The sequence below is a fragment of the Rummeliibacillus pycnus genome, assembly GCF_002884495.1.
Taxonomy (GTDB): Bacteria; Bacillota; Bacilli; order Bacillales_A; family Planococcaceae; genus Rummeliibacillus; species Rummeliibacillus pycnus.
Window position 1 is genome coordinate 725,413 of record NZ_KZ614145.1, and the last position, 23,414, is coordinate 748,826.

Genomic DNA, 23,414 nt, shown 5'->3' on the forward strand with positions numbered 1-23,414 from the left:
GTATTAATCCGAAAATGTTTTTGCTTTTTATCTTAGTATTTCATACAAAATCTTTCGCAAAATGTATAGTACTTTCCATTTGTCACAGATTAAATTTGGACATATAAATTGATAACTAGGTTATTTAAATTAAGAAGAAACTTTTTATACCTTAGTAAGGGGAACACAATGAAAAAAATAAAAGATCGACTCAATCCTTCAAAAACACTTGTATTTGGTTTTGCGATTGTCATTTTAATAGGTACTTTTTTATTGATGCTTCCCATTGCAACCGAAGATGGAAAGGGACTTTCATTGATAAATGCTTTATTTACGGCAACATCTGCAACCTGTGTGACAGGATTAGTTGTAGTAGATACGGCAGATACGTTTTCAACGTTTGGTGAAATCGTCATCTTATTACTCATTCAAATTGGGGGTTTAGGGTTTATGATTTTCGGTACCTTTTTATTTATGTTGTTAGGCAAAAAAATAACACTAAAAGAAAGGTTATTGCTAAAAGAATCATTTAATCTTTTTACCCTCAAAGAGACAGGCATACTTCTAAAAAGAATATTATTATTTACGGCAGTAGTTGAATGTCTAGGTGGAATCATATTATCCATTCGATTTTCTTTCGATATGTCAATTGGTAAAGCAATCTATTATGGCTTTTTTCATGCCATTTCCAATTTTAATAATGCAGGATTTGATTTAATGGGAGGGTTTCGCAGTTTAACGCAATATGCGAATGATCCAACTGTAGTATTAACAGTTTGTGCACTGATCACAATAGGTGGACTAGGGTTTATAGTGATGAATGAACTGTATGAATATCATCATTCACATCGATTGACACTACATACAAAAGTAGTTTTGATGACAACCCTCACTTTAACAGTTGGAGCGACTCTACTCATCTTACTATTTGAATTTAGTAATAACAAAACGCTTGGTCCTTTTTCTGTTCAGGGAAAAGGGTTAGGCGCACTTTTTCAAGCGATTACCCCAAGAACTGCAGGAGCGAATACTTTACCAATTAATGAATTAACACATGCTACGTTATTCTTGACTATTTTCCTTATGTATATTGGAGCAGGTTCCGGCTCAACTGCAGGAGGCATCAAAATTACAACATTTGCCGTATTAGTAGCAACTGTGTGGTCTCAAATGAGAGGAAAAGATGATGTCATATTATTTAGACGTCGAATCGTAATGGAAACCATTTTAAAAGCACTTACTGTAGCAACGAGTGGGTTAGCCATTGTTGTATTCGTTACTTTTATTCTGAGCATTACGGAGAAACAACACGATTTTATCTATTATCTATTTGAAGCAACTTCAGCTTTTGGAACTGTTGGGCTTTCTATGGGGTTAACGCCAGAACTCTCTACATTTGGCCGTCTCATTATTATTTTAACCATGTTTGCAGGTAGATTAGGTCCCTTGACACTTGGATTTGCGATTTCAAAGAAACGTGAAAAGATGGCATATCAGCGACCAAAAGGTGATATTATGATCGGTTAACAAAATGTAAAGGAGTGTCCTTATTGGATATAAAACAATATGCAGTTATTGGTTTAGGAAGATTTGGAACAAGTATAGCTCGGAAATTACATGATGCAGGTCAAGAAGTACTTGGAATCGATGTCATTGAAGAGAGGGTGGAGGATGCAGAGTTGTATGTGACACATGCTGTTGTTGCTGATTCAACAGAAGAAAAAGCGCTAACCTCCCTTGAAATTGGTAACTTTGATTGTGTCATCATTGCAATTGGTAATGATTTGCAAGCCAATATACTAACTGCAATGCTCTTAAAAGACCTTGGGGTGAAGAAAATTATTGCAAAAGCATTAGAAAAGCGCCATGGAGAGCTTTTAAAGAAAATAGGTGTGGATTGGATTGTTTATCCAGAACGAGATATGGGGGAAAGAGTTGGCAATCAACTACTTTCACCCAATTTGCTGAATTATATAGAATTATCAAAAGAATATAATATAGAGGAAATTATGATACCACAATCAATGGCTGAAAAAACGTTTCGGGAACTTGATATTCGTGCTGAATATAATGTTAATGCAATTGCCCTTATTAGAGATGGCACAATCCATATTTCACCTTCAGCAGATGAAGTGATACACCAAAATGACGTATTAGTTTTACTTGGTAAAACAGAGGATTTAGCTAATTTTTCAAAAAAGGAATAGCGATTTACTAATGAGCAGTCTAACTTCGTAGAAAAATCAAGGTTGATTTTATATTCAATTAAAAGCATAATTATACCATCAAATCTTCAAGAAAAAGGAAGAGTTTAATGGATATATATCTGAAATATTTACTTGTAGGACTTGCGATTGCATTACCTGTAGGGGCAATTACTATTGAAATGACGAAGCAAGGATTAAAAAATGGATTTATCCATGGATGGGCAGTTGGATTAGGTGGAATGACGATCGATGGAACACTCATTTTAGCGTTATATTTTGGACTTGCTTCTATTTTGTCATTACCTTATGTACAAATGCCGTTATGGATTGTGGGGGCAATTTTCTTAGGGATGTTAGGCTATGATTCGATCAAAAATGCAGACCAAGACATCGCATTAGCAGGTGAAAAACCAACCAAATCATTCTGGAGTACATATAAGAATGGCATCTTAGTAGCAGTCTCTCCCGGAAATTTAGTATTTTGGGTTTCTGTATTTGGAACGGTGTTAACGCAATCATATCATACAACACAATCTGGGAGCTTTGGGATTGCTGCATTAGGGATATTATCTGGGATTGTATTGCATGATATTGGTTTACTGTCAATCGTTGCAACAACTAGAAAAGTCATGAGCAGAAATATGATCAAATGGAGCTCCATCATTGCTGGAGGCTTATTATTTTTCTTTGCGGGTTACTTTATCTATGAATTTATCAATGATTTAATAGAATTTATTTGATTAACATGATGAAATTCATTCAGTCAAAATGAAAAAGTCGTTCGAATAATGAACGACTTTTTTTATACAATTTGTACCATGGAAATTAACTAAACACCAATTTAATCGAGGATAACAGAAATAAATTTTAGGAAAAATTAGAAAGGATTATTACTCAAATAAAACAAATACAATTAATCAATTTATTTTCTTGTAATTAGTATATTTATCCTAAAATACAAATTAAATACAATGGATGATAGTTAGAGTTTTTTATTTATAATATAATAATTTGTGTATACATACAATAATGTAAATTAAAGGGTATGCGAATTTATTTATTTAAGACTTCAATTAAAGTTTCAAATTAAATTACAAAAGGGGGATATTATTGAATATTCGAATTTCTGAAATTAAGGGACAATCTTTACAATCGTTAAAAGGAAATTGGGTACAAGTAGTCTTACTTTCTTTTATAATGGCTATATTAATATATGTTTTATTCATTATGGTCGACCTAATTTTAACTGGGATTAATCCATGGTTTACTGATGAGGATATACATACAGTAGTAGGAATCATAAATGTAACGATTTATATTTTACTAATGCCTTTATCAATTGGAGTATATTGGTTCTATTTATCCCTAGTACGAGGAAACAATCCTCGGATTTCATATGTATTATCAGTCTATCAAAGTGGAAAAACTGCAATAAAGTTAATTGCAGCAACTATTTTACAAGGCATTTTTGTGTACTTATGGGCTTTATTATTCATAATTCCAGGAATCATTAAAGGCATAGCTTATTCACAAACATATTACATCTTACGTGACCATCCTGAATTTACTATTCTTGAAGCAATAACAGAGAGTAGAAGAAAAATGGATGGTTTCAAGTGGAACTATTTTTTATTGCAACTTAGCTTTATTGGTTGGGGAATTCTCTGTTTATTTACGTTAGGAATAGGGTATTTGTGGTTAGTACCGTATATCTCAACAGCAAAGGCTACGTTTTATAATCAAGTGATTTATAATCGAGAAGCCAATACAAATGATAAAGAGAGTATTATAAAATAGTTAGGCGAAATTCAAAATTCTTCTTAAAAAGAATGAAAAGGATAACAACGATGTTTGATGAAATTGATCTATAAGATTTTGCTTCTGCATCGCATGTCGATAATCTGAAAAACGCCCGTTCATTAATTCGAACAGGCGTTTTTTGTGAGTGGATGATAAATTGTTTTGCTAAATAATAAGTCATTAAATTTTGATATGTAAGTTAGTATTATTTGTAGAAGATGAATTTAGAGAATTCTTCTAACTCTAAAGAATTCATTGAACAAAACGGCCGATTGGGTAAATGGTAATCCTAATTGCCATGATCCAATCCCTCTTAATCGTTGGTCTACAATGAGTTTTAGTTTTTGAGAGAGTGCTCGGGCGTCTTCAAACCAAACGACATGTCTTCTACCTGCTTCATCGTAATAATAGAAGAAAGGTTGTTGATATTCGGTAGAATACTGAATGGGCACATTATGGCTCATCGCTGTTTTATAAGCATCTGCTACCGAAATTGCTTTTGCACTTACTGCATTACCACTATCCGACAGTGTCCAATCATAGCCATAACGGGGAACACCAAGCAATATTTTATTTCTTCCCATTTTTTGAATAGCATAATTGACCGTTTTTCGAACATCACCAATTGGTGCAACTGGACCGGGTTCACTCCCAAGTTCATGCCAGTCGTAGGCCATGAGGAAAACGAAATCAACTGCTGCACCGATTCCGCCATAATCGTAGCCAGCATTGTATGGAGGATTATTATCACCTGTTTTGTATGGGACTGCTACTGAAGTAGATAATCCTTCTGGTCTTAAACGATTACTCAGTGCTTTCAAGAAGGTTGTAAAATTATCCCTTTGTTCTACAGGTACTAATTCAAAGTCAATGTTAACGCCTGCATAGTTTTTGCTTTTTACCAAATTATAGATATTATCGATTAAACGTTGTCTTAGTGCTGGGGAAGATAAGACTTGCTTCACAATTTGAGAACTGAAACCACTAGCAGTTAAATTAGTAATAACAGCAATCGGTGCCACAAAATATTGTCTAGACATTCGAACAATTTGCTGATCGTCCAATTCACTTAAACTTCCATCAGCGCTAATATGATGTTCGAAAATTCCGTAATAAGTATTGTAAGGCGCGTATGTTTGTACGAGAAGTTGGTTGTTTTCTGGGGTAGTAACCGTGATATATCCAAAACTATAGGCACTATATTTTCGACGGGGCGGTAGATACAGCCGCATTCCAACAGTCAAATTACTAGAGTGGAGACCGTTATATGCTTGAATCGTTTGAACAGGAACCATAGCCATTTGAGAAATTGAAAATAATGAATCACCAGGTTGGACGATATATTGATCAGTAGGAATCAGTAAATCTTGACCAGGGACAATCGAGTCAGATGATAAACCATTCATGATTCTGATACTATCCATTGTCACCCGAAACTTATTGGCAATCGAAAAGATTGAATCCCCATACTTTACAACGTAAATAAACAAAGAACCGCCACCTTCAAATTAGTCGTCAATAGTAGGATATGCTACGACTTTGAAATTGATATTTAATTGAAACAATTTCATAGATCTATTTTGTGCTTTTATAAACTGTAGCATTAAATCGGGTTTTTTATTTTGTGATTTATAGTAGTCTTGAAGACTTAAGTTGTCTGTTTCGTGGAAACATTTTTTTAGTGGATAAGATTAAAAATAAGCGAATAAAGCTACTTAAAATTTGAATACGTTTATTTATTTGATAAAATTTCAAGTTAAACAAATTTACAATATGACACTAAAAGGTGTTATAATAGATGTAACACTAAAAGGTGTTATTTTAAATTGGAGGTTTTCAAACGAATGACAAATACATTACCAGAAATTAAAAAAACAATTGTTTTGAACGCATCTATTGAAAAAGTATGGAATGCTGTTGCAACATCTGAAGGAATCGGTGCATGGTGGATGCCAAATACTTTTGAACCTGAAGTTGGCCGTGATTTCGTATTGCATGCAGGTCAATTTGGAGACTCCCCATGTAAAGTAACAGAACTTAAGCCACCACACAAAGTGGGATTTGACTGGGGCAAGGATTGGCATTTAACAATGGAATTAAAAGAATTAGAAGAAGGAAAGACAGAATTCACTTTGATTCACTCTGGTTGGGATGCTGAAATAAGTACTGAATTTGGACAATCGCATACAGTCATTCGCGAAGTAATGGTTGGTGGCTGGGAAAAAATCGTCAACATCAGCTTACCAAATTACATCGAGGCATAAATTGGATTCATCAAAAGCTCGACATGACGTGTTTCAAGCAATTGCCGATCCTACTCGTCGTCAATTGTTAAAATTACTTGCCAACAATGAGCTACCTATTAGTAAGATTACAAAACAGTTTCCAATAAGTCGGACGGCTGTAAATAAACATTTACAAATTTTGTTAGAATCTGGGCTTGTAAGTAACAATAGGGTAGGACGAGAAAATCGCTTTAAACTAAATCCACAACCACTAATCGAACTAAAAGATTGGCTAACCTTTTTTGAACAATACTGGGATGAAAGACTACTTGCTCTAAAAGCGTTAGTGGAGAAAAATGATAATGAGGAATAACTGTGGAAATTATTATTTAGATCAGTCAATTTCATAATTCAAAGTTTTGATATAAAATACGAACATTAAAAGATTAAATTGTTGTGCATTATCTATTAGGATATTGTCTAAGGAGTGGAAGATTGCGAGTCCTCGAAAATGCATTCGCATTTTCTTCGTGCGTTGCGAATTCAAGGAAGCTTATTCAATGTCCTGTGGGAAAGCGAGACAAGTGGTAAGCGGACGAGGAGGCTCACAGCTCGCCCACGGAAAGCGCCATCTGGAGTGGCATATTCAGTAAATAGTATAGTTGAAGTGTAATCCGAATTATTGGATCGTATATTTAAAAACATTCGTGTTTTACGACTAGAATCGTATTTATGAAATTGATTCAGATAAGGAAAGAAACCATTTTGAATGAATTTTGAAGATGGTTTTTTATTTCCTTTTGTAAAAACGAAATTAAGCGGAATTTTACAAAAACGGGCTATTGTTGAAGGCATATATCTTTTTTTTCATATATTACGTTATGAAGAAGGGAGGAATTCAAATGACTTCACCACAATTTAATCCGGGTGGACAAAACTTTGGAGGTACAGGAGGATTTCCATCATTTAGACCACCATCAGGACCACCACCAATGGGGCCGCCAATGGGGCAACCACCAGGATACCCGTCAGGACCACCATCGTTTGGGCCACCGCCAGCAGGTCAAATGCCAATGGGTGCACCACCTAAATTTATTCCACCAAGACCAGCATGGCAACATGGATCAAGTGGTATTAACTCATGCCTATTCGCCTATACGTATATCTGGCAATTTGATGGCAACAATTTCTGGTTTTACCCAATTGCCGTTAGCAGAGACCAAATAATCGGTTATCGTTGGAGCAGTAGAAGAAATAGATGGATGTTCCGTACAATTAGTAGAAGTAACATCTTCTCTTATCAATGTTTTAGATAAAGGTAAGTATCATGAATGCCTTCTTCTATTCTTTAAAAGAAGGCATTTTGTTAATTGCAAAGAAAAGTATTTATATATATGCTTTAAAAAAAGTATAATGAATCATCTTTTTTATGGTAAAATATACAAAACATTTCCTGCATGAATAAGTATCCTAATCCATACTATATAATAACAGGCTTCGTCTCTTATTTAGAGTCGAAGTTTTTTATTATCGTGAAGGAGGAAAAATGATGAAAATGATAATCAGAGAAGCAAAATTGGAAGATGCAAAAGAAATCGCAAAAGTTCATGTTAGTAGTTGGCAAACGAGCTATAAAGGAATGATGAGCGATGAATTCTTACAAAATCTATCCGTTGAAAAAAGAACAGACCTTTGGATAAATAATCTTCAACGTGATGAAAATATAGTGATTGTCGCAATAGTCAATGATAAAATGATTGGTTTTGTATGCGGGTCACAAGTGAAAGAAGGGGAGTATCCTTCATATGATGGTGATGTCACAGCCATTTATTTTTATGAAGAATATCAAGGAAAAGGATATGGAAAAGAATTGCTTCAAACTTTATTTGAAAAATTTAAGATGAAAGGGTATAGAAATGCAATTGTTAAAGTGTTAGCGGATAACAAAAGTCGTTATTTCTATGAACATAGCGGTGCAAAATATATTGATCAATGTGATATACAAATTGCAGGAGGACAAGCTGCTTTACGAACGTATGCTTGGGATGTTATTTAGTAGAAATAGCACAAAGGGGGTGAGACTATGGAAGTACTGTTAAAAAAAGCGATTAATTTAAGAGAAAAAGGTCTATTAAAAGAATCGAACTCACTTTTAGTAGAATTAGTGCGTAACTGTCCGAAGAATGCGCTTATGAATTACCAGTGTGCATGGAGTTATGATGCATTAGGAGAGGAAGCAGAAGCGGTTCCTTATTATGAAAAAGCGATACAACTTGGATTAACGGATGAAGATCTTGAAGGTGCACTCCTCGGGTTAGGTAGTACATATAGAGCGCTTGGCCAATATGAAAATTCGAAGCAGACGTTTCAAAAAGCAATCGAACACTTTCCGAATAACAAGGTCATTCAAGTATTTTACGCCATCACATTATATAATTTAAAACAACATTCTGAAGCTATGGAACTTCTCTTACACTGTATTGTTGAGACAACTCAAAATCGCAATATTTTAGCGTATAAGAAAGCGATTGAATTTTATTCAAATAAATTAGATGAAACTTGGCAATAACTGATTCTAAGTTTTTGCCTTATACTATAAGTAGTTTTTGTTTTATTTTAATATAAAATGATGACCATCAAATACATTAATTTTTAAGTAACGCATTAAGGAAGGGTTCCATCATGAATTTACAACAATTACAGCAACAACTCGCGGAAAACGGATATCTTACGGCCGCAAAACTTATTCCAGAGATTGAGGCTGAAAATAATATAATACCAACCATCTCTCAATTGTTTGAGGATTGTCAAACTTCAACAATTGACTTTCCAGATGACATCGGGATCTTATATACACAAGTAACAAGTGTCTCTACGTATGATCCAAAATATTATGACATTTTACTTCGTGACTTACAAACAATTTTACAAGAAATTATCAAACCAACAGCTGATTTAGCAACAATCTTCATGGAAGAAGAAGAAGTGCAAGAAGCAAGCGTACTATATCAAAAAGCAATGATTGCGAAAGCTGATGCACAGTTAGAGCTTGGAAAATTTTATAAAGCGATAGGGCATGATGATTGGGCATTTGCTTGGTATGATGCAGCAGCCAATCAAGGAAATATCGATGCGAAATACTGGCTTGGTAATTATTATTATGATGGAATTGTTGTGGAAGAAGACTGGGAGAAAACATTTGAGTGTTATAAAGAAGCGGCATTAAAGGGACATGCTGATGCAATGAATAACTATGCAGATATGTATTTTCGCGGTGAATATGTTGAAAAAGATGACAAGCGTGCATTCGAATTATTTTCAATAGCAGCAGAACTTGGTGTGGCTGAATCCATGTATACATTAGGTTATATGTTCGAAAATGGAGTGGGAACTGAAAAAGATTTAGCAAAATCAAAGTATTGGTTTACTCAATCAGCATTAGCAGGCGATGTATTTGCTGCCAATCGACTAGGTCATGAAGCTTTCCAAAATAATCGAGGAGATGAAGCTATTCGTTGGTATCAAATGGCTGCTGATAAACAAGATGTTGATGGCGAATTCAATCTGGGATTTTGTTATGAATCAGGAATCGGAACCCCTATTAATAGTAAAAAAGCAAAGTATTGGTATCAACTTGCGGCTTTGCAAGGGGATGAAGAAGCAAAACGGAAATTGAAAGAACTGTAATAAGAGAGCGTACTTATTATTAGAGTGGCGAGTAAATGATCATGGCCACTCTAACTTTCTTAGTTTAATTTTATCATTATATTCATTGCCGCTACTGTCTTTCCATATAATTTGAATTTGATAAGAAAGACCTTCTTTAGGAGCATTTCCTAAATATATATCAGGATATGAAAAGGGATGTAGGGAGTATTCTGTTCCATCAACATTATCTCTTCCTTCATAAAACTCTGTTCTCTCTACTAATACTTTATCCTCTTCTAAAAATTTGAGTTTCTTTACAGTAACCTTCTCTTTGTTTTTTTGTTTAATGGACGCTAACCACCCTATTGGGGTACTGCCGATTCTTTGATTTTTATACATTACTTTCCACATTCCATTTTCAGAGTTTCCCTTCATTGTACATTCTGTATAATCCCAATAAACGATTGCTAAAATCACTAATGCTACCGTAAAAACTAAAGCAGAATAAAATTTCATCATGATGGTTGCCTCCTTTTCTATTATTATTAATTCTTTTATTTTTCAAAAATGAACGTTTACATTTATGAATGTAAAAATAAATATAAAAACAAAACTTGCGAGGTGTCGAGTACTACTGATGGTAGAAAAATACAAGTACTCCATGATGCATATTATCTTACACAGTGAAAAAATAAGTTAATATAAGGAAGTGTTATAATGATTGAAACGAAAGATTCATGGTTTTTCATTTATGATACTCAGTTTTTAGTAGGAGCAATTATTATAAGTATTCTATTGGTAGCATTTATTATTTTTTCAATTATTAAAAAGAAAGAAAAGACTAAATAATTGAGTTTAAACATTCAATAATACTTATTTAATTATTAAGAAGTCGTCACTTCCCTCGTTGAAATAGGATAGTAACATTTCTCGATCTTCTGGATACTGACATTTAATGTTATGGAAAATCATCAAACGATTTCCAATCAATTTCTTCAATCATACCATCTGGATCTTGATAAGTTATTTGACCACCAATTAAGTCACAAAGGAAGTAAGATGTCGTGACATGATAATTTATGAATAAATGCTTTTTGATATGTAATCGTCTATTTATAACAACTCTATAACCAGTCTCTTCCCAAACTTCTCTTACACATGCTTCTTCTGCAGTTTCACAATCTTCAATACCACCTGAAGGAACACTCTAACTTAAAGTGTCTTTTCCTCTAACCATAAGTAACCTGTTATTTAACATAATAATTGCAGCAGCACTGTTCAAGAATTTTTTTACTTCACTCAAAATACTCACCCCTTAAAACATAGTAAATTACTTAACCTTATCTAATAGTTATAACCTTATATTGTATATTTTAGAAAATGAAAGTAATAACGTGTTAATATGATTAGGGAGATTATTTAACTAAAATAGGGGGGATTGAGTTGAAGTTTAAGAAGATATTCTGTTCATTGGTAATTTTATGTTTCATTTTTGCAAGTGGATGCAATTTAACTAAGGTACAAGGTGAACAAAGTAAAAATTATATGAGTTTGCCTCGAGATATTCCGCAATATGTAACTGAAAAGGACTTTGAAAAAATTGATTGGGATAAAAAAGTGACAAAGTTTGCTACAGAATTGAGAAATGATATGTTTGGAAATAAAGATAAATTAGGGATTATCGGTCCAAATTTAAAACCAAATCAGGTGGAAAAGTGGTTATGGCATTTTTGGGGAATTGATAAAGGAGAAGTAACAGTTGTAGGTTATAACAAGAATACATCAAAAATAACACCAGTTTTTAGCGATGGCGTATGGACAAAGAAAGGAGTTTCTGGTGGGAAAATAAATGGCGCAGATGCGAGTATGCCTTCTAATGTTGTTCTGTCGGAAGCAGGAAAATGGGCTATCTTAGTTTATATTGATGATCAATTGTTTGATACGTTAGTGATGGATGTAAAAGATCAATAAAAATAGATATGTAGGAAACCTATGAGGAAGTATTTTCCTCTTTTTTCTTATTTCTATTGTATATTTATTGAAAATAATTTATTATTATTCATATTAGATTAATTAAATGAATTTTCTTAATATTATGTTAAATGATTTAATTCAGTTATGGATTTATGGACAAGGGCAGAATTAAAACTTTCGCCTTCGGATACTATCGAAGGATTGAAGAATAAGATAAGAAGAGATCCTGACTTATTCTTCGTTTTAGAAGAATCTTCTCAAATTATTGGGATAGTTATGGGCAGATATGATGGAAGGAGGAGGTGGATTAACCATTTAGCTGTAGATCCAGACTATCAAGGAAATTCTATTGGTCAAAAAATGATATCAGATATTTACTTAACTCGAAAAAATTGAATGTAAAAAATTTACTTATTAATTGAAATGGATAATCAAAAAGTTCAAGAGTTCTATAAAAATCAAGGATACCAACAAGATGAACTAATATTTATGGAAAAATGGATTTAATCAGATTACATGATAGGAGAATATAAATGAATATTACAATTGAAGAATCAACAAATTCTAAATTAATACATGAAATAATGATAAAAGCATTTTCTGAGTATAAAAATGATGCAGCTCCTTCTAGTGCTTTGGAAGAAACAGTTGAAATGATTTCAACCTCTTTAGAAAATAGAGAAAATGCATTGATTGGTTTTATCGATGACGAACCAGCAGCAATGCTTCGTTTCCAGTTTATAGAGAAGTATATCTATTTCTCACGATTGTCTGTTATACCCAAACATCAAGGAAAGGGAATTGCAAAAGCATTATTAAAAGCCCTAGAAAAATATGCTAAGCAAAATGATGTAAATGAAATCCAGTGTAAAGTTCGTATGAGTGTACCAAGAAATATACAATTATACGAATCTATCGGATATGAAATTTTTGAGGAGGATATTGTACATAAGCCGAACGGAGTGGATCTAAAGGTTGTATCGATGAGAAAATACATGAATTGAATACACTTCAATCACAAATTCTAGATTCAAAAAAACTTGTGTATAGGGAGGTTAAAGATGGAGTATTTCAAGTTTTTAAGACAGTATGTTGGACACCAACCCATTATTTTACCCGGATCGGTTGTATTGATATTAAACAAACAAAATGAAATTTTATTGCAAAAGAGACATGATGGGGGATGGGGGCTTCCAGGTGGATTAATGGAATTAGGAGAAAGTTTAGAAGATGTTGCAAGAAGAGAAGTTTTAGAGAAAACTGGTTTAGTAATTAACGAATTACATTTATTAGGTGTTTTCTCTGGACCTGATTATTATATTAAACTTCAAAACGGTGATGAACTATATTCTGTAACAGCTGTTTTTTATACGACAAATGTTTCAGGTGACTTAGTAATTGATTATACAGAATCAGAAACATTACAATATTTTTCACTGTTAAACTTACCAAACGAGTTAACCAATGAATATAAAAGTTACATTGAACCATTCCTATCACAATTGATTGAATAAAGAGTAGTAAGCGGCTCGTCCCAGCCTGCAGTAAAATCATAATTGATATTTATTAAAAAAGCTGAGTATTAATGATCAAAACACTTATATAACATTTTCGAAAGGTGGATTATTTTGTATATTCCTAAATACTTTAAAGTCACAAATATTGATGAAATAAGGGATTTTGTTCAAAAAAACTCTTTTGGCACAATTGTTTCAACAGAACAAGGGAAACCAATTGCCACTCATTTGCCATTGCAATGCATTAAAGAAGGCGATACTTACTATCTAACAGGGCATATGGCAACCCTCAATGGAGAACATTTGAAACCTGTGATGATATATTAGCTATGTTCCAAGGACCACACGCTTATATCTCTTCCTCTTGGTATGAAGAAGAAAATGTACCAACATGGAACTATCAAGCTGTACATGTTTATGGTAAAGCCAGCATTTTGAACGAAGAAGAGTTAAAACAGGACCTTGCCATGTTACTATGTAAATACGAAAAACATCGTAAAAATCCAGTTTTATGGGACAAGCTTTCTACTCAGTTATTAGAAAAACAACTAAAAGGTCTTGTTGAATTTAAGATTAAAGTACAAGAAATTCAAGCTGCCAATAAACTAAGTCAAAATCGTAATGAAGTGGACTATCATAACATCGTCAATAGGCTATATAAAGAAAAGGATATGAATTCTCAACAATTGGCACAATTGATGGAAAAAAAGTTAAACAAGGATAAATAAGTATGGTTTATTTTTAAAGATTTTTTCTTACTAAGGTATAGAAAAGCTGAGTAAGCAATTATAAAATCTATTTGTTCTTCATCACCCATATGAAATGTAATACTAGAATACTCGGTTTTAAATTGATAAAAGAAAAAAACATTCAAAATAGAATGCTTGTTACGTCGATTTTATTATTTTTTCAATGATAGACTACTTAGTAGCTCTACATCATCAGTAAATTTTTGGGTTGGAATATAAAAAAACTGAGTAGCAATTTAATTGCCACTCAGCTTTAATCATATTATAGGCTTACGCCTCGATATCTTTTACACCTTTATAAATCAATTCAAATAGTTCTTCGATTCCTTCTTCTTCGATACAAGAGAAGGCTACACGTAGATCTGTACCACTTAAAGCGATTGTACCAACGCCATATTCATCTAAAAGGTGAAGGCGTAATTGATCTGCGTCAACATTTTTAAGTTTTAAGCACATGAAGTAACCTGAGTTGAATGGGTAGTAATCCCATGCATCGTTGAATTTACCACTATCCAAAACAGCTTTAACCTTGTTTGCGCGGCCTTTCATGATGTTGAATTTTTCTAGTTTTTGTGCTTCAAATTCAGGGCTTTGAAGTGCATGAAGTACGAAAGTTTGTGATGGGTGTGGACCGCTTGAAATCGTTGCACGAATAATACCTTTTGTTTTTTCTTCAAGAGCTGCTAATAGTGCTTCACTAGTATTACCGTAAGTGATAAAACCAACACGGAATCCCCAAATATATTCTTCTTTTGTAGCACCATCAATTTTCACAGCAAGTACACGTTCGTGAGCGTTGCTAAGTGCACCGAACAAAGATTCATGTAGTGAATCTTCGAAGAATAGTGAGTAGTAGGCATCGTCAGTAATAGCTACCACATTTATACCAGCATCAGCTGCATCCATAATTGCTTGAACGATTGCTGCACCTTCTTCAGCACCTGGTGTGTAACCAGTTGGGTTGTTCGGGAAGTTTAATAATACGATTGCTTTGCCTTTGTCTTTTTGACTAAGGATGGCTTCACGAAGACCTTCCGCATTAAATTTGTTTTCTGCATTATAAAGTGGGTATGTTACAGTATGAGCATGACGGCGGATTCCGAAAACCATGTCATAGTTTTCCCAGTTTTTATCAGGAATGATTAATGCATCACCTTCATCTGCAAATAAATCAGCCGCAATACTTAAACCGTGAGTTAAGGCATTTGTAACGATTGGATTACCAAAAGTTTTGCCTTGTAATGATGGATTTTCGACAAGCATTTTTTTACGCCATTCTTTACGTAATGCTGGTTTACCAGCAGGAGGAGCATAAAGGTAAAGGTCAGAAGGATCATAGGCAGATAGAGTGTCTTGAATTACTTTTAAGTGCATTGGTTTACCGTTTTCTAATGCTGTACCAATTGTTGCGTTATATTTTTTCGCTTTTTTACCAGCATCAGCTGATTGGCTTAATATTCCTTCTTTTGGAAAATATATTTCTTTTGCTAATCCAGATAGCATGTCAAATACATAAGAATTTTCTTTTTGAATAGTTTCATTTAATTCTTTTGCTAAACTATGCATGTTGTCATTCGCCTCATTTCAATTTTCTACGAATAATTATACATGATTATCCTTAGAAATGAATGAATTACATACAATTTTAGTGAGTTTTTTTAAATAGTTCATTTTTGGGAGATTCGATAAAATGGAATGTTAAAAAGATAATGTGCAAAACCTACAAACAGAAACCTAAAAATGGTCTTTTATGCCATTGAACATTGAAGAGTTTAATAAAAAATGATTCAATTTCATACATGGTTTTCTAGTTGTAAAATACGAACATTATAGGATAATTGAATAAATGAAAGGTATCAAAATGATCATGTTAGAATCTCCAAGATTAAAGAGATTATTTCTCAGAAAGGGAATAGATGTAGTTGAGATAAATCATATTCTAGACAATATCCAGTATGATTTATACACTATGAATATATAAAATAGTGGAAGGAGATTAAATGAATACGACGATTTCGGTAGAAAAAAAGACTACTTTATGGGTAGTGATCATCTTAGGGGCATTAACTGCTTTTGGTCCACTCTGTATGGATTTATACTTACCGGCTTTACCTATGGTTTCTCATGATTTACATACATCAACTTCTGTCACACAATTTAGTATGACCGCCTGTTTTGTCGGGCTTGCGATAGGGCAGATGTTCTTTGGTCCAATGAGTGATCTTTCGGGACGAAAAAAACCTTTAATAGGTGCACTGATTTTATTTACGGTTGCATCCTTTCTTTGTGGTTTAACTAGTTCAATTATCATCCATCTTATTTTACGCTTTATGCAAGGCTTTACAGGTGCTGCTGGAATTGTTATTGCAAAAGCAGCTGCACGTGATCTGTATAGCGGTAAAGAACTAACAAAATTTATGTCAATGCTCGGTCTGGTAAATGGTGTTGCCCCAATTGCAGCTCCATTGTTAGGCGGATTATTACTCGCAATGGGAGATTGGCATTTGGTTTTTTACACACTTTCACTTGGAGGTACCCTTTTACTGATTGGTGTTGTCTGGCAATTACCTGAAACACTTCATCTTCAAAATCGTACAAGAGGGAACTTTTTTACCCCTTTTAAAGCTTTTCCGATTATTGTCAAAGACAAAGAATTCATGGGCTATTCGTTAACGCAATCATTTATCTTAACATGTATGTTTGGATACATTGCAGCTTCTCCATTTGTTCTACAAAAGATGTATGGACTTTCACCACAATGGTTCTCTGCATCCTTCGCATTAAATGGCCTTGGGATTGTACTGATGACACAATTGACTGGACGCTTAGTGGGAAAATATGATGAACGAACAATACTAAGATTCGGCGTTTGGCAAGCAACAATTGGAAGTCTACTATTGCTAATGGTAGCGATCTTTAAATGGCCACTGATCCTGCTATTATTAGGATTCTTTATCACGGTTTCAAGTGTAGGGCTTGTCTCACCAACTGGTTTTTCTCTAGGAATGCAAAACCAGGGTCAACACGCTGGGAGTGCTTCTGCAATGCTAGGTTTACTACCATTCTTAGGTGGTTCAATCGTTTCTCCTTTAGTAGGGATTGCAGGGGAACTTACCGCAATTCCTATGGCAATCACTATGCTTTCATGTACTTTACTTGCACTCATCGTTAACACAATAAATACTCAGAAATCAACTAAAAGAAGAAAGGAGGAAAATGCTTGAAAGTCAAATTTACTTATATGCTTGTTTTAGTATTCACTCTATTAACGGCATGCTCATCACAGTCCCAAACTCCGGTATCAGACGAAGCGGTATTTGTGGGGAAAGGGAAGAATTGGAGTGCAAAGTATGTATATAATTCAAAGCTATATAAAGAAAAACACAGAAATTGGGTTGAAATCACATATATCGGTGAGAAACCATTAAAAATAAACTCATTAGCTCTACATAATATGAAGATGAAACTTAAAAGTAGAGACCACACGATAAAGGGTGATTTTGGGGAAATGGTAACAAAGGTAAATAACAACACAATCTTGTTTTTAGTGGGTACGGTTAATAGCAAAACATACAAAGAAGATCAATACGAATTAACAATTAGTTTGAACGATAAGAACGATGTGATGAATTTGTCTCTGAAAAAATAAAATGAACATAATTCTAAAAAATGGAGAGGTAGTTATGAAAAAAGCATTGATCTTTGATATGGATGGCACATTATTTCAGACGGATTTACTATTAGAACCAGCGTTAGTTGCGACCTTTGATGTGTTACGAAAAACGAGTGGTTGGGAAGGCGATACCCCAATTGAAACTTACCGAAAAATCATGGGCGCCCCATTGCCAGTTGTTTGGGAAACATTATGTCCACAACATTCGCTTGAGATTCGTGAAAAAAGTAACGAGATTTTTCATGAGAAATTAATCAAACTAATCAAGAATCATCAAGGTTCATTATATCCGAATGCGGAACTTGTACTTGAAAAACTAAGTGAAAATCATACGTTATACATAGCAAGTAATGGACAAATAGATTATCTTCAGGCAATTGTTGAGACTTATCATTTGAATCGATTTTTTAAAAAAGTTTATAGTATTCAATCAATCTCTTCCGGGCATAAATCAGATTTGGTTAAGAAAATAATAGATGAAAATAATATAAATGCAGGTGCTGTTATAGGAGATCGTTTATCAGACATCAATGCTGCAAAAGAAAATGGTTTAATGGCAATTGGTGTTAATTTTGATTTTGCACAGCCTGAGGAATTAAAACATGCAGATCAAGTAATTCATAATTTAATCGAATTGATATGAAAAAAGAAAAGAATCCTTTTTGCATTTTGCGAAAAGGATTCTTTTTCGTATGACGAAATGCGACCTAATTTAACGGAAATAGTCTCTTTAAATTAATTCTTACAATTATAAACCTCGTCAGTCTATATATAAAATACCATTGAGCAACTAAGGAGAGTTACGCTAAAGGTTTTTTATTAAAAACTAGAACAGCAAGTAACAACATGAATACAATCAATCCGATTGTAATCGAATAGATCGACATATATTCATTTGTTTTTATAAGACCGTGTAAAACATTATTGCCATCTGAAGCAAGTCGTAAAATATTGTAATCAGTAGCTTTCGGGAAAATGGACAATATAAACCAAACTCCCACAAATAATGCTGTCCAAAGCAAATTGGCATAAATGGATTTGAATAAGATGTTGCCTAACAAAATAACTGCTATTAATAATAGACCAAATAACCATAGGTTGCCGACAGCAAGACTCAAATGTTCGACATGTTCGTCTTTCCAATAATACCATGTGTAGAAATAGGTTACTGAAAATGCTAGCCAGTACATAATAGTCCATATAAGCATGGCAAAAGCGGTTTTCGCTAATACAACTGTACTCCTGCGTAATCCTTTTGTAAGTAAAATAATTAGAGTACCTTCGATACGTTCATGAATTAGCGTACCTGCAAATAATAGGGCAATTACGAAAAGTCCAATTTGTGAAAAATTCTTGAAAAACTGTCCCCATGAATCGAGCGCAGAAGGTTCAGGAAAACTATCTGCTACTTCTTTTGGCAAAAATTGAGCCATAATTTCTGGCATAAACTTTGCTGTTAATGGACTTAGTAAGGAGAGAATTAAAAAAACTGTAATAATAATTAGAAATTTATAAGTTCTACTAAATTCCATCGTTTCTTTTTTTAATAGGGCAATAAACGAATTCATCGGCTCACCTCCAAGAAAATTTCATCTAGAGATGGTTGAACAACTTCAATAGCTGTTGGATAGAGATTCAGGTTATGACATTGTTCGAATAATTGTTGCTGTGTTTGTGTAAGATTCTTAGCTTCAATTACCATGACACATGATTCAAGAGTAATACGTTTTTTTAGTTCACTTTTTTCAATAAATTGTTTCGCTTGTTTTTCATCATCGAACATCACGCGAATTTGTTGTTTACTGTATTTTTTCATAAGTTCTGAAACACTGCCAGAAACAACAAATTTTCCATTGTGTAACATGGCTACTTCATCACAGATTTGCTGTGCATCATGCAAAATATGAGTAGATAATATAACCGTTGTTTCCTGTTTAATGGATTGTAAGATATCTAAAATTTCTTTTCTACCTATTGGATCAAGGGCAGAAGTAGGTTCATCACAAATAAGTAGTTTTGGCTGATGAATGAGTGCTTGTGCAATGCCAAGACGTTGTTTCATACCACGTGAGAATTGTTGGATTTTCTTTTTGTTATCTGCAAGGCCAACAAGCTGTAAATATTTAGCCGCACGTTCTTTTCTTATAGACTTAGGCATCCCTGTAATTTCTCCACAAAGCATTAAATATTCAAAAGCTGTCATGTAAGGGAAGTAGGCAGGTACATCTGGTAAATACCCAACATAGCGATTCGTCGGTGTATCTCCATAAATAACAGCTTCATCAAAAATGCGAATCTGTCCTTTTGAAGTGGGGAGTAGGCCTAAAATCATTTTCATTAAAGTGGTTTTTCCTGCACCATTTTGACCTAGTAAACCAAAAATTTTCCCTTCTTCTAAAGTAAAGCTGATATCGTCAATAACTATGTGTGAATCAAACGATTTTGTCAGATGATCTACGGTTAAAATCGTCATGCTTCTCTCCCTCTTCCAAATATAAAGTATACGATCGGACCAATTAGCTGAAGGAAGAGAACAATAACTACCCACATTGCCTTATTGCCAAATCGATAATTTGGGTGTTTTAATACATGAACCAAAGCAACGATTGCAAGAGTCCATTCTAAAATAACTAATGGGATAATAAGGGGGAGTGCTTCTTGTAACGTCATATTAATCACATCCTAACTTATGCTGTAAATTGGAAAGCATGGATTTAACATCTGTTCGTTCAAGCAAAGGCTTGAAAATTGGATTATTTGTAATACTCGTGATTAAACTTGTTTTAATTGTTTGTTCATCACGCGTAGCATTAGATCCAAGATCAAGTTCTCTTGCAAGCCATTCATCAATTAAATCAAAAAATGAATCGCCATGTAGTGTAATTGGAAACTTAATCATTTTGCACACTTCAACATATTTTTGTATCATCTCAGTAGCTTTGTCATCGTTTTGTTGCATCATATAACCTTGTGCGGTAATTAGATAAAATACCAATGAACTGTTAAAGTTTAGATTTTTAACATCAAAAGTATCAATGAGATCTTCAATGCGTTTTACAATTTCCTGAAATTGTTCTGGCTGATCAGAATGCATCATTAAATAATTTGGTGCAATTGCTAGAAGTCCAATTACATATTGAAACATACTAACTTGCAATGTTTCTTTCGCTTTTTCTGGTTTTTGTAAAAGTTGAAATGCATGGGCAACTAAAATTTCGTTTCCAATATAAGGTTCTACATCATTTCCTAACAGTTCTAATACACGTTCTGGATTTTGCATAACGAGTTGACAATTTGCTTCAAGCGACCCCGCTTGGCGAACTAGGCGAAGATCTTCTGAATTTTCCTCAATACGATGGCATAGTTCAATCGCCTTGTTCATGACATCTTGTTGTTTTTCACCTGCCATAGGTTGATAGTTCAGTAGCAATACAGCCATTTGCATTAATAAGGGAAAACAGGAGTAGTATTCATCAATGATAAATTGAATACGTTCATAAATCTCATCAAATGGTTTTATTGCAAATTCTTGTGATAATTCAACATACAATTTTTGTATATCTTCTTTTGTCATTTGAGGTTTATAGCCCAGTAGTTCATCAATCGATAAATTATAATAGGTTGCAAGTTTTGGTAACAATAAGATATCAGGGTAACTTAGACCAGTTTCCCACTTCGATACAGCAGCTTTTGAAACGCCTACATAAGCAGCTACTTGATCTTGTGTAATGCCCTTGCGCTTTCGTAAAGCAGAAATTGTATTGGCAAACTGTAAATCTTTCATATCCATCAACTCCTTTATATATTCAGTATATCCATTAAGAAACGATAAGACGATGGAATCATAGTAGAATTTAGTTAAAAAAATCAACTGTTGGTAAACGGAATAAAAGACCCAAATGATTTGAATAAATTCAGAAAACATTTCCAATCCAAATGCATAAAAAATAGAAAAGGACATTTGAATCCTTTCCTTTTGCTATCCGTATACATAGTTATTAGAAAAGAGGAGGTCTGAAATGCTGCTGTTTATATCAATTGTCCTCTCCTTACCAATCTATTTATTAGCGATATGGGGATTATGTGAACCGGAAGAAGCGATATTGTTTATGGAATAATGGCGTTATCAAGAGGAATCAGAATTTTCTGATTTACAAATGAAACTATTTAAGTATGGGATTAACCTTACTATTATAGTGGTATCATTATTTATTCTTTTCATTGCAGTAGATACATTTACATCCTAATCAAATACCCTTTAACAAAGTCAATATAATGGAAGACATTTTATTTAAAATAATGAAATTTTAATAGGAGGAGAGAAAAGTGAGTGGTATAAATCGGTTACATGCAGTAGAGGCAGCCCATCTTTTTATAGATAAGCATTTTCCACATTGCCAAGGTGCTAGTTTAGCTGGAAGTGTAGTCCGCGGTGAAGCAACGGAAACATCTGATCTTGATCTTGTTATTTTTGATCAAAGTATCCTTGCATCCTATAGGGAGTCTTACATTGCATTTGATTGGGCTATTGAAGTCTTTGTACATAATTTATTGTCGTATAAACTTTATTTTGAAAGTGATGTCAAAAGAGCAAGACCTTTTTTGCCTAAGATGGTTTCTGAAGGAATTATTCTAAAAGGCAAAGATGTTATCGAACCAATAAAAAAAGAAGCAAAAGAATTACTAGACAATGGCCCAGAAGAATGGATTGAAGAGATGGTAAAATTAAAGCGCTATTTTATCACTGATGCCCTCGACGATTTTGTAGGATGTTCCGATAGAGCAGAGGAATTGTTTATCGCAAATACACTAGCAGAATTAGTAAGCGAATTTGTTTTAAGAACAAATCGAAAATGGGTTGGTAATTCGAAATGGATAGTGCGTTCATTAAAGAATTATAATCCAGAGTTCACAAATGCTTTTGTAGAAGCTTTTGATACATATTATAAAACGAGAGACAAAACTAATGTGATTGAAGTGGTTGAAAAAGTTTTGAAACCTTTTGGCGGTAAACTATTTGAAGGTTTTTCTTTGGGGAAAGACTAATAATTAGAGCCATGCAATTTAGATGATTTTCTGTTGCTATGGCTCTTAAAAGTTTATTGATGTTTTATCATAGTCATGAATTCTCCAAATTCAGAGGTGAATATATCTTCATAGACAAACCCAAGTTTTTCATATAAGTGGATTGCTCGTTTGTTAAAGGTAGCAACTGTTAGTCGAATAGGTGTATTTCCAAACTGCTTCTTAATAGAATCCAAAATAAAAGTACAATATTCAAAACCATATCCTTTACCAACAAGATGGGGATTCATTCCTAGACCCATGTCGATCAACTCTGCATGATACACACCAAATTTATAGCCAGCAGGCACCTTAGCTGCTTCCCCAACGCAAAAAAATCCAACTAAATTATTGTATTCATCAACGATTGCTTTAAAATTTTCGTTCATCAATTCCTTAATATTATCATCTGAACAGTCATTATTGTAGAAATCATAGGGTGGATCGTAGTGCCAATGAAGTATTTCTTTTGCAATTGATTCATTCATTTTTTTAATTTGTATGATCATATAATTCCTCGCTTATCAGATGGATTTTTTATATATTTGGCTAAATCCTTAGCAATGTTTTACGCTTCT

Annotated in this window: 28 protein-coding genes and 1 pseudogene; 20 read left to right on the plus strand and 9 right to left on the minus strand. The window is 33.6% G+C overall.

Annotated elements, in window-relative coordinates; all coding sequences use genetic code 11:
• Window positions 1-168 precede the first annotated feature (168 nt).
• The 4 genes from CEF14_RS03685 (at window position 169) to CEF14_RS03700 (ending at window position 3,983) form a co-directional block, all read left to right on the plus strand.
• Window positions 169-1,506, plus strand: coding sequence for a TrkH family potassium uptake protein (locus CEF14_RS03685; RefSeq protein WP_102691603.1), 1,338 nt, complete (start codon window positions 169-171; stop codon window positions 1,504-1,506).
• A 23-nt stretch (window positions 1,507-1,529) separates the two neighbouring features.
• The gene (locus CEF14_RS03690; protein ID WP_102691604.1) at window positions 1,530-2,186 is read left to right on the plus strand and encodes a potassium channel family protein; all 657 of its coding nucleotides are present in this window, start codon (window positions 1,530-1,532) and stop codon (window positions 2,184-2,186) included.
• A gap of 107 nt (window positions 2,187-2,293) precedes the next feature.
• The gene (locus tag CEF14_RS03695) at window positions 2,294-2,926 is read left to right on the plus strand and encodes a LysE family transporter (protein ID WP_102691605.1); all 633 of its coding nucleotides are present in this window, start codon (window positions 2,294-2,296) and stop codon (window positions 2,924-2,926) included.
• Window positions 2,927-3,296: 370 nt separating this feature from the next.
• Window positions 3,297-3,983 (plus strand): DUF975 family protein, encoded by a 687-nt coding sequence (locus CEF14_RS03700; protein WP_245890037.1) that lies wholly within the window; start codon window positions 3,297-3,299, stop codon window positions 3,981-3,983.
• Between the two features lie 227 nt (window positions 3,984-4,210).
• On the opposite strand, the gene CEF14_RS03705 is transcribed toward CEF14_RS03700, so the two are convergent.
• Complete coding sequence (locus tag CEF14_RS03705) at window positions 4,211-5,476, minus strand: glycosyl hydrolase family 18 protein (RefSeq protein WP_102691606.1); 1,266 nt, start codon at window positions 5,474-5,476, stop codon at window positions 4,211-4,213.
• A gap of 354 nt (window positions 5,477-5,830) precedes the next feature.
• Between CEF14_RS03705 and CEF14_RS03710 the strand changes: the two genes are divergently transcribed.
• From CEF14_RS03710 to CEF14_RS03735, 6 genes are all read left to right on the plus strand, one after another.
• Complete coding sequence (locus CEF14_RS03710) at window positions 5,831-6,250, plus strand: SRPBCC family protein (RefSeq protein ID WP_102691607.1); 420 nt, start codon at window positions 5,831-5,833, stop codon at window positions 6,248-6,250.
• Window position 6,251: 1 nt separating this feature from the next.
• Complete coding sequence (locus CEF14_RS03715) at window positions 6,252-6,584, plus strand: ArsR/SmtB family transcription factor (RefSeq protein WP_102691608.1); 333 nt, start codon at window positions 6,252-6,254, stop codon at window positions 6,582-6,584.
• 529 nt (window positions 6,585-7,113) lie between these two features.
• Entirely contained in the window at window positions 7,114-7,527 is a 414-nt protein-coding gene (locus CEF14_RS03720; RefSeq protein WP_102691609.1) for a hypothetical protein, read from the plus strand.
• Window positions 7,528-7,760: 233 nt separating this feature from the next.
• Window positions 7,761-8,267, plus strand: coding sequence for a GNAT family N-acetyltransferase (locus CEF14_RS03725; protein ID WP_245890039.1), 507 nt, complete (start codon window positions 7,761-7,763; stop codon window positions 8,265-8,267).
• 27 nt (window positions 8,268-8,294) lie between these two features.
• Complete coding sequence (locus CEF14_RS03730; protein ID WP_102691610.1) at window positions 8,295-8,780, plus strand: tetratricopeptide repeat protein; 486 nt, start codon at window positions 8,295-8,297, stop codon at window positions 8,778-8,780.
• A gap of 113 nt (window positions 8,781-8,893) precedes the next feature.
• Window positions 8,894-9,898, plus strand: a complete 1,005-nt coding sequence (locus CEF14_RS03735) for a tetratricopeptide repeat protein (RefSeq protein ID WP_102691611.1) — start codon at window positions 8,894-8,896, stop codon at window positions 9,896-9,898.
• 39 nt (window positions 9,899-9,937) lie between these two features.
• Here the strand turns inward: CEF14_RS03735 and CEF14_RS03740 are convergent, their stop codons facing one another.
• The gene (locus tag CEF14_RS03740) at window positions 9,938-10,378 is read right to left on the minus strand and encodes a hypothetical protein (protein WP_102691612.1); all 441 of its coding nucleotides are present in this window, start codon (window positions 10,376-10,378) and stop codon (window positions 9,938-9,940) included.
• 198 nt (window positions 10,379-10,576) lie between these two features.
• On the opposite strand from CEF14_RS03740, the gene CEF14_RS19350 reads away from it, so the two are divergent.
• Entirely contained in the window at window positions 10,577-10,708 is a 132-nt protein-coding gene (locus CEF14_RS19350) for a FeoB-associated Cys-rich membrane protein (protein WP_170061433.1), read from the plus strand.
• Window positions 10,709-10,817: 109 nt separating this feature from the next.
• Here the strand turns inward: CEF14_RS19350 and CEF14_RS19190 are convergent, their stop codons facing one another.
• Window positions 10,818-11,048: an NUDIX domain-containing protein gene (locus CEF14_RS19190; RefSeq protein ID WP_245890228.1), complete on the minus strand. Its 231-nt coding sequence runs from the start codon at window positions 11,046-11,048 to the stop codon at window positions 10,818-10,820.
• 254 nt (window positions 11,049-11,302) lie between these two features.
• On the opposite strand from CEF14_RS19190, the gene CEF14_RS03750 reads away from it, so the two are divergent.
• The 5 genes and pseudogenes from CEF14_RS03750 to CEF14_RS03770 all read left to right on the plus strand — a co-directional run bounded on the left by CEF14_RS03750 (window position 11,303) and on the right by CEF14_RS03770 (window position 14,078).
• Window positions 11,303-11,830 carry a hypothetical protein gene (locus CEF14_RS03750; protein ID WP_146013859.1) on the plus strand — a complete coding sequence of 176 codons (528 nt, stop codon included), beginning with the start codon at window positions 11,303-11,305 and terminating at the stop codon, window positions 11,828-11,830.
• Window positions 11,831-11,977: 147 nt separating this feature from the next.
• Window positions 11,978-12,229 (plus strand): GNAT family N-acetyltransferase, encoded by a 252-nt coding sequence (locus tag CEF14_RS03755; RefSeq protein ID WP_245890041.1) that lies wholly within the window; start codon window positions 11,978-11,980, stop codon window positions 12,227-12,229.
• Between the two features lie 137 nt (window positions 12,230-12,366).
• Window positions 12,367-12,837, plus strand: a complete 471-nt coding sequence (locus tag CEF14_RS03760; RefSeq protein WP_102691614.1) for a GNAT family N-acetyltransferase — start codon at window positions 12,367-12,369, stop codon at window positions 12,835-12,837.
• Window positions 12,838-12,894: 57 nt separating this feature from the next.
• Window positions 12,895-13,347, plus strand: a complete 453-nt coding sequence (locus CEF14_RS03765) for an NUDIX hydrolase (RefSeq protein WP_102691615.1) — start codon at window positions 12,895-12,897, stop codon at window positions 13,345-13,347.
• 114 nt (window positions 13,348-13,461) lie between these two features.
• Window positions 13,462-14,078 (plus strand): annotated as a pseudogene (locus CEF14_RS03770) (FMN-binding negative transcriptional regulator).
• Between the two features lie 291 nt (window positions 14,079-14,369).
• Here the strand turns inward: CEF14_RS03770 and CEF14_RS03775 are convergent.
• Window positions 14,370-15,665: an aminotransferase class I/II-fold pyridoxal phosphate-dependent enzyme gene (locus CEF14_RS03775; protein WP_102691616.1), complete on the minus strand. Its 1,296-nt coding sequence runs from the start codon at window positions 15,663-15,665 to the stop codon at window positions 14,370-14,372.
• 434 nt (window positions 15,666-16,099) lie between these two features.
• Here CEF14_RS03775 and CEF14_RS03780 point away from each other — a divergent pair, with 434 nt between their 5' ends.
• From CEF14_RS03780 to CEF14_RS03790, 3 genes are read left to right on the plus strand one after another with little or no spacing between them, the layout of a single operon-like run.
• A complete protein-coding gene (locus tag CEF14_RS03780) occupies window positions 16,100-17,323 on the plus strand; it encodes a multidrug effflux MFS transporter (protein ID WP_102691617.1) in 1,224 nt (407 codons plus the stop codon).
• Window positions 17,320-17,748, plus strand: a complete 429-nt coding sequence (locus CEF14_RS03785) for a hypothetical protein (RefSeq protein WP_102691618.1) — start codon at window positions 17,320-17,322, stop codon at window positions 17,746-17,748. The genes CEF14_RS03780 and CEF14_RS03785 overlap by 4 nt, the downstream gene beginning before the upstream one ends.
• A gap of 34 nt (window positions 17,749-17,782) precedes the next feature.
• Window positions 17,783-18,415 carry an HAD hydrolase-like protein gene (locus CEF14_RS03790; protein ID WP_102691619.1) on the plus strand — a complete coding sequence of 211 codons (633 nt, stop codon included), beginning with the start codon at window positions 17,783-17,785 and terminating at the stop codon, window positions 18,413-18,415.
• Between the two features lie 157 nt (window positions 18,416-18,572).
• Here CEF14_RS03790 and CEF14_RS03795 read toward each other — a convergent pair whose 3' ends face one another.
• The 4 genes from CEF14_RS03795 to CEF14_RS03810 are packed head-to-tail and all read right to left on the minus strand — an operon-like array spanning window position 18,573 to window position 21,556.
• Window positions 18,573-19,340, minus strand: coding sequence for an ABC transporter permease (locus tag CEF14_RS03795; protein WP_102691620.1), 768 nt, complete (start codon window positions 19,338-19,340; stop codon window positions 18,573-18,575).
• On the minus strand, window positions 19,337-20,245 hold the full coding sequence (locus tag CEF14_RS03800; RefSeq protein WP_102691621.1) for an ABC transporter ATP-binding protein: 909 nt from the start codon (window positions 20,243-20,245) through the stop codon (window positions 19,337-19,339). The genes CEF14_RS03795 and CEF14_RS03800 overlap by 4 nt, the downstream gene beginning before the upstream one ends.
• On the minus strand, window positions 20,242-20,442 hold the full coding sequence (locus tag CEF14_RS03805) for a PLDc N-terminal domain-containing protein (protein ID WP_102691622.1): 201 nt from the start codon (window positions 20,440-20,442) through the stop codon (window positions 20,242-20,244). The genes CEF14_RS03800 and CEF14_RS03805 overlap by 4 nt, the downstream gene beginning before the upstream one ends.
• Window position 20,443: 1 nt before the next feature.
• Window positions 20,444-21,556, minus strand: a complete 1,113-nt coding sequence (locus CEF14_RS03810) for a helix-turn-helix domain-containing protein (RefSeq protein ID WP_170061435.1) — start codon at window positions 21,554-21,556, stop codon at window positions 20,444-20,446.
• Between the two features lie 542 nt (window positions 21,557-22,098).
• On the opposite strand from CEF14_RS03810, the gene CEF14_RS03815 reads away from it, so the two are divergent.
• Entirely contained in the window at window positions 22,099-22,818 is a 720-nt protein-coding gene (locus CEF14_RS03815; RefSeq protein ID WP_102691624.1) for a nucleotidyltransferase domain-containing protein, read from the plus strand.
• A gap of 53 nt (window positions 22,819-22,871) precedes the next feature.
• Here CEF14_RS03815 and CEF14_RS03820 read toward each other — a convergent pair whose 3' ends face one another.
• Window positions 22,872-23,345 (minus strand): GNAT family N-acetyltransferase, encoded by a 474-nt coding sequence (locus CEF14_RS03820; RefSeq protein ID WP_102691625.1) that lies wholly within the window; start codon window positions 23,343-23,345, stop codon window positions 22,872-22,874.
• Between the last annotated feature and the right edge of the window lie 69 nt (window positions 23,346-23,414).